The organism is Pseudomonas sp. 910_23, assembly GCF_052850795.1.
The window spans coordinates 111,653-130,115 of the sequence record NZ_VXCZ01000010.1; the positions used below are offsets into that span (position 1 = coordinate 111,653).

At 56.3% G+C, this 18,463-nt stretch carries 18 protein-coding genes; 14 read left to right on the forward strand and 4 right to left on the reverse strand.

The window, feature by feature from the left end; translation table 11 throughout:
* Window positions 1-50: 50 nt before the first annotated feature.
* From gyrB to dnaA, 4 genes are read right to left on the reverse strand one after another with little or no spacing between them, the layout of a single operon-like run.
* Entirely contained in the window at window positions 51-2,468 is a 2,418-nt protein-coding gene (gene gyrB, locus FW800_RS14415; RefSeq protein WP_446437855.1) for a DNA topoisomerase (ATP-hydrolyzing) subunit B, read from the reverse strand.
* Between the two features lie 4 nt (window positions 2,469-2,472).
* The gene (recF, locus tag FW800_RS14420; RefSeq protein ID WP_032878606.1) at window positions 2,473-3,576 is read right to left on the reverse strand and encodes a DNA replication/repair protein RecF; all 1,104 of its coding nucleotides are present in this window, start codon (window positions 3,574-3,576) and stop codon (window positions 2,473-2,475) included.
* 20 nt (window positions 3,577-3,596) lie between these two features.
* Window positions 3,597-4,700 carry a DNA polymerase III subunit beta gene (gene dnaN, locus FW800_RS14425; RefSeq protein ID WP_005783345.1) on the reverse strand — a complete coding sequence of 368 codons (1,104 nt, stop codon included), beginning with the start codon at window positions 4,698-4,700 and terminating at the stop codon, window positions 3,597-3,599.
* 38 nt (window positions 4,701-4,738) lie between these two features.
* Window positions 4,739-6,256: a chromosomal replication initiator protein DnaA gene (gene dnaA / locus FW800_RS14430; protein WP_005783344.1), complete on the reverse strand. Its 1,518-nt coding sequence runs from the start codon at window positions 6,254-6,256 to the stop codon at window positions 4,739-4,741.
* A gap of 575 nt (window positions 6,257-6,831) precedes the next feature.
* Here dnaA and rpmH point away from each other — a divergent pair.
* The 14 genes from rpmH to FW800_RS14500 all read left to right on the forward strand — a co-directional run bounded on the left by rpmH (window position 6,832) and on the right by FW800_RS14500 (window position 18,452).
* A complete protein-coding gene (gene rpmH, locus FW800_RS14435) occupies window positions 6,832-6,966 on the forward strand; it encodes a 50S ribosomal protein L34 (protein ID WP_003213577.1) in 135 nt (44 codons plus the stop codon).
* A 13-nt stretch (window positions 6,967-6,979) separates the two neighbouring features.
* Complete coding sequence (rnpA, locus tag FW800_RS14440; protein WP_020302575.1) at window positions 6,980-7,387, forward strand: ribonuclease P protein component; 408 nt, start codon at window positions 6,980-6,982, stop codon at window positions 7,385-7,387.
* Complete coding sequence (gene yidD, locus FW800_RS14445; protein ID WP_019816912.1) at window positions 7,380-7,625, forward strand: membrane protein insertion efficiency factor YidD; 246 nt, start codon at window positions 7,380-7,382, stop codon at window positions 7,623-7,625. The genes rnpA and yidD overlap by 8 nt, the downstream gene beginning before the upstream one ends.
* 2 nt (window positions 7,626-7,627) lie before the next feature.
* On the forward strand, window positions 7,628-9,310 hold the full coding sequence (yidC, locus tag FW800_RS14450; protein WP_005792609.1) for a membrane protein insertase YidC: 1,683 nt from the start codon (window positions 7,628-7,630) through the stop codon (window positions 9,308-9,310).
* Window positions 9,311-9,389: 79 nt separating this feature from the next.
* A complete protein-coding gene (gene mnmE, locus FW800_RS14455; protein ID WP_446437856.1) occupies window positions 9,390-10,760 on the forward strand; it encodes a tRNA uridine-5-carboxymethylaminomethyl(34) synthesis GTPase MnmE in 1,371 nt (456 codons plus the stop codon).
* Between the two features lie 551 nt (window positions 10,761-11,311).
* A complete protein-coding gene (mnmG, locus tag FW800_RS14460) occupies window positions 11,312-13,204 on the forward strand; it encodes a tRNA uridine-5-carboxymethylaminomethyl(34) synthesis enzyme MnmG (RefSeq protein ID WP_005792607.1) in 1,893 nt (630 codons plus the stop codon).
* Window positions 13,201-13,845, forward strand: a complete 645-nt coding sequence (gene rsmG, locus FW800_RS14465; RefSeq protein ID WP_032878612.1) for a 16S rRNA (guanine(527)-N(7))-methyltransferase RsmG — start codon at window positions 13,201-13,203, stop codon at window positions 13,843-13,845. Before mnmG ends, rsmG begins: the two co-directional genes overlap by 4 nt.
* A gap of 18 nt (window positions 13,846-13,863) precedes the next feature.
* Window positions 13,864-14,661, forward strand: coding sequence for a ParA family protein (locus tag FW800_RS14470; RefSeq protein WP_005792605.1), 798 nt, complete (start codon window positions 13,864-13,866; stop codon window positions 14,659-14,661).
* Window positions 14,662-14,670: 9 nt separating this feature from the next.
* A complete protein-coding gene (locus FW800_RS14475; RefSeq protein ID WP_016970690.1) occupies window positions 14,671-15,543 on the forward strand; it encodes a ParB/RepB/Spo0J family partition protein in 873 nt (290 codons plus the stop codon).
* 148 nt (window positions 15,544-15,691) lie between these two features.
* Complete coding sequence (locus FW800_RS14480) at window positions 15,692-16,099, forward strand: F0F1 ATP synthase subunit I (RefSeq protein WP_010565865.1); 408 nt, start codon at window positions 15,692-15,694, stop codon at window positions 16,097-16,099.
* Window positions 16,100-16,115: 16 nt separating this feature from the next.
* Entirely contained in the window at window positions 16,116-16,985 is an 870-nt protein-coding gene (gene atpB / locus FW800_RS14485; protein ID WP_003195886.1) for a F0F1 ATP synthase subunit A, read from the forward strand.
* 133 nt (window positions 16,986-17,118) lie between these two features.
* Window positions 17,119-17,376 carry a F0F1 ATP synthase subunit C gene (atpE, locus tag FW800_RS14490; RefSeq protein WP_002555987.1) on the forward strand — a complete coding sequence of 86 codons (258 nt, stop codon included), beginning with the start codon at window positions 17,119-17,121 and terminating at the stop codon, window positions 17,374-17,376.
* Between the two features lie 56 nt (window positions 17,377-17,432).
* Window positions 17,433-17,903: a F0F1 ATP synthase subunit B gene (locus FW800_RS14495; RefSeq protein ID WP_003195835.1), complete on the forward strand. Its 471-nt coding sequence runs from the start codon at window positions 17,433-17,435 to the stop codon at window positions 17,901-17,903.
* A 12-nt stretch (window positions 17,904-17,915) separates the two neighbouring features.
* Window positions 17,916-18,452, forward strand: coding sequence for a F0F1 ATP synthase subunit delta (locus tag FW800_RS14500; RefSeq protein WP_446437857.1), 537 nt, complete (start codon window positions 17,916-17,918; stop codon window positions 18,450-18,452).
* Window positions 18,453-18,463: the final 11 nt, after the last annotated feature.

Genomic DNA, 18,463 nt, shown 5'->3' on the forward strand with positions numbered 1-18,463 from the left:
AAAAGGCCAACGCTAAGCGTTGGCCTTTTTGTTCAAGCAGGTTTACCTGATCAGAAATCCAGGTTAGACACCGCCAAGGCGTTGCTCTCGATGAAGTCACGACGAGGCTCGACCGCATCACCCATCAGGGTGTTGAAGATCTGGTCTGCGCCAATGGCGTCTTCGATGGTCACACGCAACATACGACGCTGAGCCGGGTCCATGGTGGTTTCCCACAGCTGGTCCGGGTTCATCTCGCCAAGACCTTTGTATCGCTGGATGGTATGGCGCTTGGTGCTTTCAGCCATCAGCCAGTCCAGGGCTTCCTTGAACTCTTTGACCGCTTTCTTGCGCTCGCCACGCTGAATGTAAGCACCATCGTCCAGCAGGGTGCTCAGTTGCGCGCCGAGGGTAACGACCGTTTTGTAATCGTTGCTGCCGAAGAAGTCGCGGTTGAAGGTGACGTAGTTGGACAAACCGTGGGAGATCAGTTCGACCTCCGGCAGCCACACGTTACGTTCGCGGTCTTCGCGCAGGCTGGCTTTGTACACCAGGCCAGACTTCTCAACGGTACGCAGACGCACTTCGTACTGGGCCAGCCAATCCTGCATGGCGGCGCGATCGCCCAACTGCTCCAGGCTCACGGCCGGCAGGTAGATGAAGTGCTCGGTCAGCTCCTGAGGATACAAGCGCGACAAACGCTTGAGCGTCTTCATGACCATACGGAAGTCGTTGACCAGACGCTCCAGCGCCTCGCCGGAGATGCCCGGTGCTTCGTCGTTCAGGTGCAGGCTCGCATCTTCCAGGGCCGACTGCGTCATGTACTCTTCCATGGCGTCGTCGTCTTTGATGTATTGCTCTTGCTTGCCTTTTTTCACCTTGTACAACGGCGGCTGGGCAATGTAGATGTAGCCACGCTCGATCAGCTCTGGCAGCTGACGGAAGAAGAACGTCAGGAGCAGGGTACGGATGTGCGAACCGTCGACGTCAGCATCGGTCATGATGATGATGTTGTGGTAACGCAGCTTGTCGATGTTGTACTCATCACGGCCAATACCGCAGCCGAGTGCAGTGATCAAGGTGCCGACTTCCTGAGAGGAAATCATCTTGTCGAAGCGCGCCTTCTCAACGTTCAGGATCTTGCCCTTCAACGGCAGGATGGCCTGGGTGCGACGGTTACGACCCTGCTTGGCGGAACCGCCAGCAGAGTCACCTTCCACCAGGTACAGTTCGGAGAGGGCAGGGTCCTTCTCCTGGCAGTCAGCCAGTTTGCCAGGCAAGCCGGCGATATCCAGCGCGCCTTTACGACGGGTCATCTCACGGGCTTTACGCGCGGCTTCACGGGCGCGGGCAGCATCGATCATCTTGCCGACAACCAGCTTGGCCTCGTTGGGGTTTTCCAACAGGAAGTCGGAGAAGTACTTGCCCATTTCCTGTTCAACCGCGGTCTTCACTTCGGAAGACACCAGCTTGTCTTTGGTCTGGGAGCTGAACTTCGGATCCGGAACCTTGACCGAGATAATCGCCGTCAGACCTTCACGAGCATCGTCACCAGTGGTGGCGACTTTATGCTTCTTCGCCAAACCTTCCGCTTCGATGTAGGTGTTCAGGTTACGCGTCAACGCAGAACGGAAACCCACCAGGTGAGTACCGCCATCGCGCTGGGGAATGTTGTTGGTGAAGCACAACAGGTTCTCGTTGAAGCTGTCGTTCCACTGCAGGGCGATTTCCACGCCGATGCCGTCTTCACGCTGGATGTTGAAGTGGAACACCTGGTTGACCGCAGTCTTATTGGTGTTCAGGTATTCAACAAAAGCACGCAGGCCGCCTTCGTACTTGAACAACTCTTCCTTGCCGCTGCGCTCATCCTTGAGGACGATGCCAACACCGGAGTTGAGGAAGGACAGTTCACGAATCCGCTTGGCCAGGATGTCCCAGCTGAAGTGGATGTTCTTGAAGGTCTCAGCCGATGGCTTGAAGTGGATCTGGGTGCCGGTGGTTTCACTGTCACCAACGATTTTCATCGGTTCCTGTGGCACACCGTGGACGTAAGTCTGTTCCCAGATCTTGCCGCTACGGCGAACGGTGAGAATCAACTCTTCGGACAGAGCGTTCACTACCGACACACCTACACCGTGCAAACCGCCGGATACTTTATAGGAGTTGTCGTCGAATTTACCGCCGGCGTGGAGCACGGTCATGATGACCTCTGCCGCCGAAACGCCTTCTTCTTTGTGCACGTCTACCGGGATGCCACGACCGTTGTCACGCACGGTAATGGACTCATCCGGGTGGATGATAATGCTGATGTCGTCGCAGTGACCGGCCAGAGCTTCGTCGATGGAGTTATCGACCACCTCGAACACCATGTGGTGCAGACCGCTACCATCATCGGTGTCGCCAATGTACATACCGGGACGTTTGCGTACGGCATCCAAACCTTTCAGCACTTTAATACTGGTCGAGTCGTACGTGTTTTCTTCGCTCATGCCTTCACTCCCGATGGTCGTGGGTCTGGGTGATACGGCCTTGTTCCACGTGGAACAAAGCGACTGGCGTTTCCGTCTGCCAGCCTTCCCTCAATAATTCGTGGTCTACACAGGTAATGAATACCTGGCAGCGTAAGTCTTCCAACAAGCGGCATAGCGAACGGCGGTGCTGTTCGTCGAGCTCCGACGGCAAGTCATCCACCAGATAAATACACTGACCGCGCCTGGCCTGGCTAACCAAGTGCCCTTGCGCAATACGCAGCGCACACACCACCAACTTCTGCTGGCCGCGGGACAAAATATCCGCAGCATTATGTGCACCTAATCTAAGGCGCAAATCAGCGCGTTGGGGGCCGGCCTGGGTGTGTCCGATTTGCTGATCCCGCTGCAGGGACGTCGCAAGCACAGCACTGAGCTCACGGTCTTTGTCCCAACCTCGGTAGTAACTCAGCGTCAGCCCCTCGAGATCCAGCAACTCGCTCAAGGTCTGCTCAAAGACTGGTTTCAAGGCTTTGATATAGGCACGACGGTATTCATCTATTTCGTCGCTGGCCAGGCACAGCTCTCGGTCCCAGGCTGCTTGCGAAGCGGCGTCAAGTGTACCATGCCGCAGCCATGAGTTCCGCTGCCGCAGGGCCTTCTGCAGGCGCTGCCAAGTGGCCATGAAGCGGGGTTCCACGTGGAACACACCCCAGTCCAGAAATTGGCGGCGGATTTTCGGTGCACCTTCCAACAGACGGAAGCTGTCGGGGTTGATCAACTGCAACGGCAGAATTTCTGCCAGTTGTGCGGCACTGCGCGCATTTTGCCCGTCGATACGAATCTGAAACTCCCCGCCGCGATCGCGGGAAATCCCCAGCGCGCTCTGACCACCTTCCGCCAACTCGACTTGGCCAAACACTGTGCAGGCCAACTGTTCGTACTGAATCACCGGCAACAGGCGGGCACTGCGGAAGGACCGCGCCAGCCCCAACAAGTGGATAGCTTCCAGCACACTGGTTTTGCCACTGCCGTTGGCGCCATGGAGGATATTGATGCGGGGGGAAGGGGAGAAGGTCACCGGGTGCAGATTACGCACCGCGGTGACAGAGACGCGACTAAGGGACATCTAGCTTCTGCTGAGCATGATTACAGGCGCATCGGCATGACAACGTAAGCCGAGTCGTCGTTATCGGATTCTTGCACCAGAGCGCTGCTGTTGGAGTCCGACAGGATCAGGCGAACCTGTTCGGTAGTCATGACGCCCAGCACGTCCAACAGGTAGCTCACGTTAAAGCCGATTTCCAGAGAGCCGCCGTTGTAGTCGACGCCAACTTCTTCTTCTGCCTCTTCCTGCTCCGGGTTGTTGGCCTGGATTTTCAATTGCCCGTTGGCCAATTGCAGGCGAATACCACGGTACTTTTCGTTCGACAGAATCGCAGTACGGCTGAACGCTTCACGCAAGGCCTGGCGATCGCCAATCACCAGCTTGTCGCCACCTTTAGGCAACACACGCTCGTAATCCGGGAACTTGCCGTCAACCAATTTGGAGGTGAAGGTGAACTCACCAGTGGTCGCGCGGATATGGTGCTGACCCAACACGATGCTGACATTGCCGTCCGGCTCGGTGAGCAAACGCGCCAACTCAAGGATACCTTTGCGCGGAACGATCACCTGGTGACGATCAGGCTGGCCGATATCGGCACGCATCGAGCACATCGCCAGACGGTGACCGTCAGTGGCAACCGCACGAATGATGCCTTCGGATACTTCCAGCAACATGCCGTTAAGGTAGTAGCGCACGTCCTGCTGGGCCATGGCGAAGCTGGTGCGCTCAATCAAGCGACGCAGCTTGCTTTGCTCCAGGCTGCACGTCAGCGAGCCTGGCCCTTCTTCCACGGTTGGGAAGTCATTGGCCGGCAAGGTCGACAGAGTGAACCGGCTACGGCCAGCCTTGACCACCAATTTTTGCTCATCGACCTTGATGTCAATCAGCGCATCGTTGGGCAGGCTTTTGCAGATGTCCATCAGCTTGCGCGCCGGCACAGTGATTTCGCCGGGTTCGGCGGGCTCTTCAAGCTGCACACGACCAACCAGCTCGACTTCCAGGTCGGTACCGGTCAAGGACAACTGCTGGCCTTCGACCACCAGTAATACGTTGGAGAGCACCGGCAAGGTCTGTCGGCGCTCGACGACGCCTGCGACCAGTTGCAGGGGTTTCAACAGGGCTTCGCGTTGAATGGTGAAATGCATGGTCTAGTCCCTTGCCTTAATAAGCTGCGCTGGTGTCATCACGTAGTCAGTGTACGCAGCAGGTTCTTGTAGTCCTCGCGAATATCCGCGTCGGATTCCTTAAGTTCGTTGATTTTGCGGCAGGCGTGCAAGACCGTGGTGTGGTCGCGACCGCCAAACACATCACCGATTTCCGGCAGGCTGTGGTTGGTCAGCTCCTTGGAGAGAGCCATGGCCACCTGACGCGGGCGTGCAACCGAGCGCGAACGGCGCTTGGACAGCAGGTCGGAAATCTTGATCTTGTAGTACTCGGCCACGGTGCGCTGGATGTTATCCACACTCACCAACTTGTCCTGCAGGGCCAACAAGTCTTTCAGAGATTCGCGAATCAACTCGATGGTGATATCACGGCCCATGAAGTGCGAGTGAGCGATGACCCGCTTGAGCGCGCCCTCCAGCTCACGCACGTTGGAGCGAATGCGTTGGGCAATAAAGAAGGCAGCGTCGTGAGGCAGATCAACCTTTGCCTGATCGGCCTTCTTCATCAGGATCGCAACCCGGGTTTCCAGCTCCGGCGGTTCCACCGCAACGGTCAGGCCCCAGCCGAAACGCGACTTCAGGCGCTCTTCCAAGCCTTCAATTTCTTTCGGGTAACGGTCACTGGTCAAGATGACCTGCTGGCCACCTTCGAGCAGGGCGTTGAAGGTGTGGAAAAACTCTTCCTGGGAACGTTCCTTGCGAGCGAAGAACTGAATGTCATCGATCAGCAAAGCATCAACGGAGCGGTAGAAACGCTTGAACTCGTTGATCGCATTGAGCTGCAGGGCCTTGACCATGTCAGCCACGAAGCGCTCCGAATGCAGGTACACGACCTTGGCGTTCGGGTTCTTCTTTAATAGGTGGTTACCTACGGCGTGCATCAAGTGCGTCTTACCCAAGCCAACGCCACCATAAAGGAAGAGCGGGTTGTAACCGTGCTTGGGGTTATCGGCGACTTGCCAGGCAGCTGCACGGGCCAGCTGATTGGACTTGCCCTCGACGAAGTTCTCGAAGGTGAAGGTGCGGTTCAGATAACTGGTGTGCTTGAGCCCACCCTCAACCTGCACAGTGCGCTGTTCGGCACGAACGGGAGCCTGCTGGGAGCTGGCGCCTGCCATCGGATCGAAGCTGTCGCGAGACGGTTCTTCATGCTCCGGCGCATTTTTTTGCGCAGAGGATTTGGACGGCGTTGCAGCAGGTGCAGCAGAAGCAGCAACCGGTGCCGCTGCCGCCTGAGCTTGCGATGCCGCTGCAGCCAAAGGCGCGTTCGGCGCAGCACGGGGTGCTGAGCTACGTTTGCTGCCTATTAATAAGGAGAGCACGGGCGCGAGGCCATTGCCATGTTCATCGAGCAATTCGAGAACGCGGCTCAGGTACTTCTCATTGACCCAGTCGAGAACAAAACGATTGGGTGCGTAGACACGCAACTCGTCGCCTTCGGCTTCGACCTGTAGCGGACGGATCCAGGTGTTGAATTGCTGGGCAGGCAGCTCATCGCGCAAAAGCTCCACGCACTGCTGCCAAAGTTCCACTGACACGGATATCCCCTAAGTTGAAAGCCGGTGAGGCAAAAACAGCCGCCATTGTAGCGACCAGCCGCCCACTTATCCACATGTAGGTTGCTCACAGGGCACCCAAAATCAATGTGTTAACCGCAGAAAAGGCGACCAATGGTCTGTGCATAAGCTCTGTGGATAAGCCACCCTGAGCTCGTTGCACAAGTGGGGCCAAAAGTCTGTGGGTAACCGGCCTGTGGATAACAACCCATTCCACGCACAGCTTATCCGATAGCACAGCACAGGCAGAGCACTGCTTCTCCCCCGTGTTGTCATTCTCTGTACAGCACGCAGAATAAGGGCTAAAGGCAGTTATCCACAGATGATCGCCTGACTAGCTTTTATAAGCTTTACAGAAAAGCTTTAAATAACTTCCTTCTTTATTTTTATATCTATGGCATGGCGGATGAAAGCAGAACGGCTCGGAAGGCGGCAAAGATCTAATTGAAGGAAAAGCTGGTTGGAAATTGACCTAGAGGCTTGCTTTCTCTAGAATCGCCGGTCTCTTAAAACGGGGGCCATTCCGGCCCGTTGTGGACGAACCAGGTAACAACGCCATGAAACGTACTTTCCAACCAAGCACCATCAAACGCGCCCGTACTCACGGCTTCCGTGCTCGCATGGCTACCAAGAACGGCCGTGCTGTCCTGTCGCGTCGCCGCGCCAAAGGTCGTGCGCGTCTGGCAGTTTGATAATCCGGTACTGGTGGTGAGTCAGGACTTCAGTCGGGAAAAGCGTCTGCTTACCCCCCGGCATTTCAAGGCAGTCTTTGACTCCCCCACCGGCAAGGTTCCGGGGAAAAATCTCCTGCTCCTTGCGCGTAACAACGATCTTGATCACCCCCGTCTCGGGCTGGTGATTGGCAAGAAGAGCGTCAAGCTCTCCGTTGAGCGCAATCGCCTCAAGCGTCTGATGCGCGAATCGTTTCGCCTCCACCAGGACACTCTGGTTGGTTGGGATATTGTTATCGTCGCGCGCAAAGGCTTGGGTGATGTAGAAAACCCCGAATTGATTCAGCATTTCGGCAAGCTCTGGAAACGTTTGGCTCGTACCCACAAGCCAGCACCAGCAGTCAGCACCGAAACTGTAGGGGTAGACAGCCTTGATGCGTAAACTGGCAATCGTTCCGATCCAGTTTTATCGCTATGCCATTAGTCCTCTGATGGCCAGCCACTGTCGTTTCTACCCCAGTTGTTCCTGCTACGCGTTAGAGGCCATAGAAAATCATGGTCTTCTGCGCGGTGGCTGGCTGACCTTTCGTCGTTTAGGTCGCTGTCATCCGTGGAATCCCGGTGGTTATGACCCGGTTCCACCTATCCCTACCTCCCGTTCTTCTTCGATGGCCGAGTAATCATGGATATTAAACGCACAATCCTGATCGTCGCCCTGGCAATCGTGTCCTATGTCATGGTCCTTAAATGGAACCAGGACTACGGCCAGGCTGCCCTGCCGACTCAGAATGTTGCTACCAATCAGGCTGCGCCGGCTATTCCGGACACCCCGCTGGGTAACAATGCGTCCGCGAGTGCCGATGTTCCCAGCGCGAATGGCGAGACAAGTGCCCCGTTAGAAACGCCAGTGGTCACCAACAAAGACCTCATCCACGTGAAAACGGATGTGCTCGACCTGGCTATCGACCCACAAGGTGGTGATATTGCACAGCTGAAGCTGCCGCTTTATCCACGTCGCCAGGATCATCCGGATGTTCCGTTCCAGCTGTTCGATAACGGCGGTGAACGTACTTATCTGGCGCAAAGCGGCCTGACCGGCACCAATGGTCCGGATGCACGTGCTACCGGTCGTCCGGTTTATTCGACCGAGCAAAAGACTTATCAACTGGCAGACGGCCAGAACCAGTTGAACGTCGACCTGAAATTCAGCCTCGACGGCGTCAACTACATCAAGCGTTTCAGCTTTACCCGTGGTTTGTACGATCTGAAGGTCACTTACCTGATCGACAACACCAGCGACAAAGCCTGGAGCGGCAACCTGTTTGCCCAGCTCAAGCGTGACGCCAGTTCCGATCCGTCTTCCAGCACCGCCACCGGCACCGCGACTTACCTGGGCGCCGCCCTGTGGACAAGTAACGAGCCGTACAAGAAAGTGTCGATGAAAGATATCGACAAGGGCACGCTGAAAGAAACTGTCCAGGGTGGCTGGGTAGCGTGGCTGCAGCACTACTTCGTGACCGCCTGGATTCCGAACAAGGGTGACGCGAACCTGGTTCAAACCCGCAAGGACAGCCAGGGCAACTACATCATTGGGTTCACTGGCCCGGCGTTGACCGTCGCTCCAGGTGCCAAGGCTGAAACCAGCGCTACCCTGTACGCCGGTCCTAAAAGCCAGGCCGTATTGAAAGAGTTGTCCCCAGGTCTGGAACTCACTGTGGATTACGGCTTCCTGTGGTTCATTGCCCAGCCGATCTTCTGGCTGTTGCAACATATCCACAGCATCGTCGGCAACTGGGGCTGGTCGATCATCTTCCTGACCATGCTGATCAAGGGGATCTTCTTCCCACTGTCGGCAGCCAGCTACAAGTCGATGGCGCGTATGCGTGCCGTTGCCCCGAAACTGGCGGCACTGAAAGAACAACATGGCGATGACCGGCAGAAAATGTCGCAGGCCATGATGGAGCTATACAAGAAAGAGAAGATCAACCCGCTGGGTGGATGCTTGCCTATTCTGGTACAGATGCCGGTGTTCCTGTCGCTGTACTGGGTACTGCTGGAAAGCGTGGAAATGCGCCAAGCGCCGTTCATGCTGTGGATAACTGACCTGTCGATCAAGGACCCGTTCTTTATCCTGCCGATCATCATGGGCGCGACCATGTTTATCCAGCAGCGTCTGAACCCAACCCCGCCGGATCCGATGCAGGCCAAGGTAATGAAAATGATGCCAATCATCTTCACCTTCTTCTTCCTGTGGTTCCCTGCTGGCTTGGTACTGTACTGGGTGGTCAACAACGTGTTGTCGATCTCTCAACAGTGGTACATCACACGTAAGATCGAAGCGGCTACCAAAAAAGCCGAGGCGTAATTTACTCTGTGGATAACCACTCAAGACGCCCCCTAGTGGGGCGTTTTGCTTTCCGTCACTTTTGTTCTGGAACCTGCTGATGAGCGCTCCTCGTGAAACCATCGCTGCTGTCGCCACCGCTCAGGGCCGAGGCGGAGTCGGTATCGTTCGAATTTCCGGGCCCTTGGCGGGCGTTGCGGCCATGGCAATCAGTGGCCGAGAGCTGAAACCCCGTTATGCCCATTACGGCCAGTTTCTGGATGCTGACCAAAGCGTATTTGACGAGGGCTTGGCGATCTATTTTCCGGGACCAAACTCTTTCACCGGTGAAGACGTCCTGGAATTACAGGGGCACGGTGGTCCTGTGGTCCTGGATATGCTCCTGCAGCGTTGCTTGCAATTGGGTTGCCGCCTGGCACGGCCTGGGGAATTCAGCGAACGGGCATTTCTGAACGACAAGCTCGATTTGGCTCAAGCCGAAGCGATTGCGGATTTGATCGAAGCCAGTTCTGCACAGGCTGCGCGTAACGCTTTGCGCTCATTGCAGGGGGCTTTTTCCCTGCGTGTGCATAACCTGACCGAACAACTGATCAGCCTGCGTATCTACGTTGAAGCGGCGATCGATTTTCCCGAAGAAGAAATCGACTTCCTCGCGGATGGCCATGTGCTGGCGATGTTGGATAAGGTCCGTGAGGAATTATCCACAGTCCTGCGTGAAGCCGGGCAGGGCGCGTTGCTACGCGATGGCATGACGGTGGTGATTGCCGGGCGGCCCAATGCCGGAAAATCCAGCCTGCTCAACGCCCTGGCAGGACGCGAGGCGGCCATTGTCACCGAGATTGCCGGCACTACCCGGGATATCTTGCGCGAACATATCCACATCGACGGCATGCCGCTTCACGTCGTCGACACCGCCGGGCTGCGCGACACCGACGACCAGGTGGAAAAAATTGGTGTGGAGCGTGCGCTCAAGGCTATCAGCGAAGCTGATCGTGTTTTGCTGGTGGTAGATGCCACGGCACCGGAAGCTGTGGATCCTTTTGCGCTGTGGCCAGAATTCCTCGATCAACGACCTGACCCGGCCAAAGTCACCTTGATTCGTAACAAGGCCGACCTGACGGGTGAAGCGATTGCCCTGCAAACCAGTGAGGATGGCCATGTCACTATCAGCCTGAGCGCCAAAGCGGCAGGTGACGGCCTGGAATTGCTGCGTGAGCATCTCAAGGCCTGCATGGGCTATGAACAGACCTCGGAAAGCAGCTTCAGTGCACGTCGCAGGCATCTTGAGGCACTGCGCCATGCCAGTGCCGCCTTGGAGCACGGCCGGGCGCAGCTGACCTTGGCGGGTGCTGGGGAGCTGCTGGCTGAAGATTTACGTCAAGCACAGCAACTGCTGGGAGAAATTACCGGCGCGTTCAGCTCGGACGATTTGCTGGGCAGGATCTTCTCCAGCTTCTGCATCGGTAAATAGACCTTCGTTGTCCACAGACAGGCCATTCGCGCCTGTCTGTTCAGCCCGTTTCAGGGCAACCCAATCCATTTTTTGACTGACTCGCCGAGCAATCGGTGTTTTTCCGTGCGCGCTATTCGCCTCGGCTGGTACTTTTCTGTGGATTAAACCCTGTGAGTAACCGCGCCTGTGCCCAGTTGATAACAGGGCTTGAAACCTGAGTAAAAACACGTCTGTGGATAACCATCACTTTAATCCACAGGCTTAAAGCACTTATCCAAGGGCCTCATTGGCACATGACCACAGACTTTTGAATCGCTGTACATATTGAATATAAAGGGCTGTAGAGATCTATCCACAGAAACGTTGCTCAGTAGAAATAAACATAAAAACAAAGATTTAATAAATTTCTCTCTTTTAATTTCTATTGTCTGTGATTCATCCACAGCTGGTTAAATTTTGTGCAAAGGGTTCTTTAGGAAGGGCGAAGTCCCTATACTTGCCGCCATAGCTCCAAAACTCTTTCAACAGACAATTCCTGATTACCTACATAAGCAGGCACGAGGTGCGTGGTGGATTTCCCTTCCCGTTTTGAAGTGATCGTCATCGGCGGCGGTCATGCCGGTACCGAGGCAGCACTGGCGTCAGCACGCATGGGCGTAAAAACCCTGTTGCTTACGCACAACGTGGAAACCCTCGGTGCCATGAGTTGCAACCCCGCTATTGGCGGGATTGGCAAAAGCCATCTGGTCAAGGAAATCGATGCCCTTGGCGGTGTAATGGCGATGGCCACCGACAAAGGTGGTATTCAATTTCGCGTGCTCAACAGCCGTAAAGGCCCGGCCGTAAGGGCTACCCGGGCCCAGGCCGACCGCATCCTGTACAAGGCTGCGGTGCGTGAAACCCTGGAAAACCAGCCGAACCTGTGGATATTTCAGCAGGCTGCCGATGACCTGATCGTCGAGCAGGACCAGGTACGCGGTGTCGTCACGCAAATGGGTCTGCGTTTTCACGCAGATTCGGTAGTACTGACCACAGGGACGTTCCTCGGCGGACTTATCCACATCGGTATGCAAAATTATTCCGGTGGTCGCGCTGGTGATCCGCCGTCGATTGCCCTGGCAAAGCGTCTGCGTGAACTGCCGCTGCGCGTCGGCCGCTTGAAAACCGGTACCCCGCCACGCATTGACGGGCGCTCTGTGGATTTCTCGGTGATGACCGAGCAAGCCGGCGATACGCCGATCCCGGTGATGTCGTTCATGGGTTCCAAAGAACAGCACCCCAAACAGGTCAGTTGCTGGATTACCCACACCAACGCCCGTACCCACGAAATCATTGCCGCGAACCTTGATCGTTCGCCGATGTATTCCGGGGTAATTGAAGGCATTGGCCCGCGGTATTGCCCGTCGATCGAAGACAAGATCCACCGCTTTGCCGACAAGGAAAGCCACCAGGTCTTTATCGAACCCGAAGGCTTGACCACTCACGAGCTGTACCCCAACGGGATTTCCACCTCGCTGCCGTTCGATGTGCAGATCCAGATCGTGCAATCGATTCGCGGTATGGAAAATGCGCACATCGTGCGTCCCGGCTACGCCATTGAGTACGACTACTTCGACCCGCGTGATCTGAAATACAGCCTGGAAACCAAGGTGATCGGGGGTTTGTTCTTTGCTGGCCAAATCAACGGGACCACCGGTTACGAAGAAGCCGGCGCCCAAGGTTTGCTGGCCGGAACCAACGCGGCATTGCGTGCACAAGGCAAAGACAGCTGGTGCCCGCGTCGTGATGAAGCGTACATCGGCGTATTGGTCGATGACCTGATCACCCTGGGCACCCAGGAACCGTACCGCATGTTCACTTCCCGCGCGGAATACCGTCTGATCCTGCGCGAAGACAACGCCGATCTACGCCTGACTGAAAAAGGTCGCGAGTTGGGCCTGGTCGATGACGCGCGCTGGGCTGCCTTCTGCAAAAAACGTGAAAGCATTGCGCTTGAAGAGCAACGCCTGAAAAGTACCTGGGTTCGACCAGGCACCGAGCAGGGCGACGCGATCGCGGAAAAATTCGGCACGCCGTTGACCCATGAGTACAACTTGCTCAACCTGCTTTCTCGTCCGGAAATCGACTACGCTGGTCTGGTTGAAGTGACAGGCCAGGGCGCAGAAGACCCACAAGTCGCCGAACAGGTGGAGATCAAGACCAAGTACGCCGGTTACATTGATCGCCAGCAGGACGAAATCGCTCGCCTGCGCGCCAGTGAAGATACCAAGTTACCTGTGGATATCGACTACACCGGGATTTCCGGGCTGTCGAAAGAAATTCAAAGCAAGCTGGGGATAACTCGGCCTGAAACACTCGGGCAGGCTTCACGTATCCCTGGCGTGACCCCAGCAGCTATTTCGCTGTTGATGATTCATTTGAAAAAACGCGGCGCGGGCCGTCAGTTGGAGCAAAGCGCTTGAGTTCGTTGGTCACCTCGCAACACGCCGAAGAGTTATCCACAGGGGCGCGCCAGTTGGGCGTAGCGTTGACCGAGGTCCAGCATGAGTTACTGCTGGGCTACCTGGCCCTGTTGATCAAATGGAACAAGGCCTACAACCTGACCGCAGTGCGTGATCCAGACGAAATGGTCTCGCGCCATCTGCTCGATAGCCTCAGTGTGATGCCGTTCATCGAAAACGGTCGCTGGCTGGATGTCGGCAGCGGCGGCGGGATGCCTGGTATTCCGCTGGCCATCCTGTTTCCCGAGTCGCAAGTGACCTGCCTGGACAGCAACGGCAAGAAAACCCGCTTCCTGACCCAGGTCAAACTCGAACTCAAGCTGGACAACCTGCACGTTATCCACAGTCGCGTCGAAGCCTTTACGCCTGAACAGCCTTTCCACGGAATTGTTTCCCGGGCGTTCAGCAGCATGGAGAACTTCAGCAACTGGACTCGCCATCTAGGCGATCGCGACACGCGCTGGCTGGCAATGAAGGGCGTCCATCCAAGCGACGAGCTGTTAGCATTGCCGGCAGACTTCCACCTCGATAGCGAACACGCCTTGGCCGTCCCCGGTTGCCAAGGCCAACGCCATCTGCTGATACTGCGCCGCACGGCATGATTGGGAACACAAGCAAGAATGGCTAAGGTATTCGCGATTGCGAACCAGAAAGGTGGTGTGGGTAAAACCACCACCTGTATCAACCTCGCAGCATCCCTGGTCGCCACCAAGCGTCGGGTGCTGTTGATCGATCTCGATCCACAGGGCAACGCCACCATGGGTAGCGGTGTGGATAAACACGGCCTTGAAAACTCGGTCTACGATTTGCTGATTGGTGAATGTGACCTGGCCCAGGCCATGCACTATTCCGAGCACGGTGGTTACCAACTGCTGCCGGCCAACCGCGATTTGACCGCGGCGGAAGTGGTGTTGCTGGAAATGCAGATGAAAGAAAGCCGTCTGCGCAGCGCCTTGGCACCTATCCGCGAGAATTACGACTACATTTTGATCGACTGCCCGCCGTCGCTGTCGATGCTCACACTCAACGCGCTGGTTGCCGCCGATGGGGTGATTATCCCCATGCAGTGCGAGTACTTCGCCCTTGAGGGCTTGAGCGACCTTGTGGATAACATCAAGCGTATCGCCGAGTTGCTCAACCCGAACCTGAAAGTCGAAGGCCTGCTGCGGACCATGTATGACCCGCGCCTGAGCCTGATGAACGATGTCTCGGCGCAGCTCAAGGAACATTTTGGCGATCAGTTGTACGACACCGTGATTCCACGCAACATCCGCCTGGCCGAAGCACCAAGCTATGGCATGCCCGCGCTGGCGTACGATAAATCCTCGCGTGGTGCCATTGCCTACCTGGCGCTGGCTGGCGAGATGGTTCGTCGTCAACGCCGCAATTCACGCACCGCTGCAGCCCAGCCAACTTAAGGAACCCCCATGGCCGTCAAGAAACGAGGTCTCGGACGTGGACTGGATGCACTCCTGAGTGGTCCGACCGTCACATCGCTTGAAGAACAAGCGGTGCAGGCCGACGAGCGCGAGCTGCAGCACTTGCCCCTGGACCTGATCCAGCGCGGCAAATACCAGCCACGCCGGGACATGGATCCCCAGGCGCTGGAAGAACTGGCCAACTCGATCAAGGCCCAGGGTGTGATGCAGCCCATTGTGGTGCGCCCGATTGGCGGTGGCCGCTTTGAGATCATCGCCGGTGAGCGTCGCTGGCGCGCCAGCCAACAGGCAGGCAAGGAAACCATCCCGGCGATGGTGCGTGATGTGCCGGATGAAACTGCCATCGCCATGGCGTTGATCGAGAACATCCAGCGTGAGGACCTCAACCCGATCGAAGAAGCGATCGCGTTGCAGCGTTTGCAGCAGGAATTTCAGCTGACCCAGCAACAAGTGGCCGAGGCGGTCGGAAAATCCCGTGTCACGGTTTCCAACTTGCTGCGTCTGATCGCCTTGCCGGAAGTCATCAAGACCATGTTGTCCCATGGCGATCTGGAAATGGGCCACGCTCGTGCTTTGCTGGGTTTGCCGGAAAATCAACAGGTTGAAGGGGCGCGACACGTTGTCGCACGAGGGCTCACCGTTCGTCAGACCGAGGCCCTGGTTCGCCAGTGGCTCAGCGGTAAACCTGCACCGGTTGAAACCGCCAAACCTGATCCGGATATCGCGCGCCTCGAGCAGCGCCTGGCCGAGCGGCTAGGCTCTGCGGTGCAAATTCGCCACGGCAAGAAGGGCAAAGGGCAACTGGTCATCGGATATAACTCCCTCGATGAGCTTCAGGGCGTCCTTGCCCACATCCGCTGAAACATTTGCTTATGTAGCGCGTGATCGGAAATCACTACCCGACAGTTGAATAGGGGCAGAACCGCCCCTATACTCTGCGCGCATTTTGTCGGCACAAATTATGCCAAGTTATTGATTTCCGGCAGCCGACCATTGAGGAGCAAGAGTGATGGAAACCCGCACGCCAAACACGTTGCCGTTCCATCGCTTGGCTGTTTTTCCGGTTTTGTTGGCTCAATTTGTCATTTTGCTGATCGCCGCTTTGGCGCTTTGGTACTGGCATGGAGTCGTAGCCGGATATTCAGGACTCTGCGGAGGCCTGATAGCCTTGCTGCCCAATATGTATTTTGCTCACAGGGCCTTTCGGTTTTCCGGCGCCCGAGCAGCCCAGGCTATCGTGCGGTCTTTTTATGCCGGCGAAGCAGGGAAACTGATTTTGACGGCAGTGCTGTTTGCACTGACCTTTGCAGGTGTGAAGCCATTGGCGCCGCTGGCTGTATTCGGCGTCTTCGTGTTGACCCAACTGGTCAGCTGGTTCGCTCCCCTGCTAATGAAAACAAGACTTTCGAAACCTTAGGGCGTTTGAGGCAACCATGGCAGAAACAACCGCTTCGGGCTATATCCAGCACCACTTGCAGAACCTGACCTTCGGTCAGCTTCCTAATGGCGGCTGGGGCTTTGCCCACACCGCAGCAGAAGCCAAAGAAATGGGTTTCTGGGCTTTCCACCTGGATACTCTGGGTTGGTCGGTCGCATTGGGTCTGATCTTCGTCCTGATTTTCCGCATGGCGGCAAAGAAGGCGACTTCCGGTCAGCCAGGTGCTTTGCAGAACTTCGTTGAAGTATTGGTCGAATTCGTCGATGGCAGCGTGAAAGACAGCTTCCATGGCCGTAGCCCGGTGATTGCACCGTTGGCACTGACCATCTTCGTCTGGGTATTCCTGATGAACGCCGTCGACCTGATCCCGGTGGACTGGATTCCTCAGTTGGCCATGGCGATCTCCGGCGATCCGCACATCCCATTCCGTGCCGTATCCACCACTGACCCGAACGCTACCCTGGGCATGGCCCTGTCGGTGTTCGCGCTGATCATTTTCTACAGCATCAAGGTCAAGGGCATCGGCGGTTTCATCGGCGAACTGACCCTGCACCCGTTCGGCAGCAAGAACATCTTTGTTCAAGCCCTGCTGATCCCGGTGAACTTCCTGCTGGAATTCGTGACCCTGATCGCCAAGCCGATTTCCCTGGCTCTGCGACTGTTCGGCAACATGTATGCCGGCGAGCTGGTGTTCATTCTGATCGCTGTGATGTTCGGCAGCGGTCTGCTCTGGCTTAGCGGCCTGGGCGTAGTACTGCAGTGGGCGTGGGCTGTGTTCCACATCCTGATCATTACCCTGCAGGCCTTCATCTTCATGATGCTGACCATCGTCTATCTGTCGATGGCGCACGAAGAGAACCATTAAGACCAGTCTCGACTAGTCTGATGTCCTTCCCGGTCAAACGGGAAGGTGGCCCAACAGGGCTATGAAACGATTTGTTTTACCGCTTTAAAATCTAAAAAACCTAAACCATACGACGTAAAAGTCGGGAGGAAAGATGGAAACTGTAGTTGGTCTAACCGCTATCGCTGTTGCACTGTTGATCGGCCTGGGCGCCCTGGGTACTGCCATTGGTTTCGGCCTGCTGGGCGGCAAATTCCTGGAAGGCGCAGCGCGTCAGCCAGAAATGGTCCCAATGCTGCAAGTTAAAATGTTCATCGTCGCCGGCCTGCTCGACGCCGTGACCATGATCGGCGTTGGTATCGCACTGTTCTTCACCTTCGCGAACCCCTTCGTTGGTCAACTCGCTGGCTAATCACTCGAATTTTCGAGTGATTGGGGTGATGGACAACGAATGAGCGAGGTGTTGGCGTGAACATTAATGCAACCCTGATTGGCCAATCCGTTGCGTTCTTCATTTTTGTAGTGTTTTGCATGAAGTTCGTGTGGCCTCCGGTCATCGCGGCTTTGCACGAACGTCAGAAGAAGATCGCGGATGGTTTGGACGCTGCCAGCCGTGCAGCTCGCGACCTGGAGTTGGCCCACGAGAAAGTGGGTCAGCAACTGCGCGAAGCTAAAGCACAGGCAGCCGAGATCATTGAGCAAGCCAAGAAACGCGGTAACCAGATCGTCGAAGAGGCTGTTGAAAAAGCCCGCGTCGAAGCTGACCGTGTGAAGGCTTCGGCTCATGCCGAGATCGAACAGGAACTGAACGGCGTCAAAGACGCGCTGCGTGCCCAACTGGGTGCTCTGGCGGTCGGCGGTGCTGAGAAGATCCTCGGTGCCACAATCGATCAAAACGCGCACGCGGAGCTGGTTAACAAACTGGCTGCTGAAATTTAAGCGAGGGCGATCATGGCAGAACTGACCACGTTGGCCCGACCTTACGCTAAGGCAGCCTTCGAGCACGCCCAGGCCCACCAGCAGCTGGCCTCTTGGTCAGCCATGCTCGGCCTGGCTGCAGCAGTGTCGCAAGACGACACCATGCAGCGCGTGCTCAAGGCCCCGCGCCTGACGAGCGCAGACAAGGCCGCCACTTTTATTGAAGTGTGCGGCGACAAGTTTGATGTGAAGGTGCAGAACTTCATCCGCGTCATTGCCGAAAACGACCGTCTCCCGCTATTGCCGGAGATCGCCGCTCTGTTCGACCTGTACAAGGCCGAAGCAGAGAAATCGGTAGACGTTGAAGTGACCAGTGCTTTCGCATTGAACCAAGAACAGCAAGACAAACTCGCCAAGGTTCTCAGTGCACGACTCAATCGGGAAGTGCGCCTGCAAGCTTCGGAGGACGCATCCCTGATTGGTGGTGTTGTTATCCGTGCCGGCGACCTGGTTATCGATGGCTCGATTCGCGGCAAAATCGCGAAACTTGCCGAAGCATTGAAATCTTGAGTTTGAAGGGG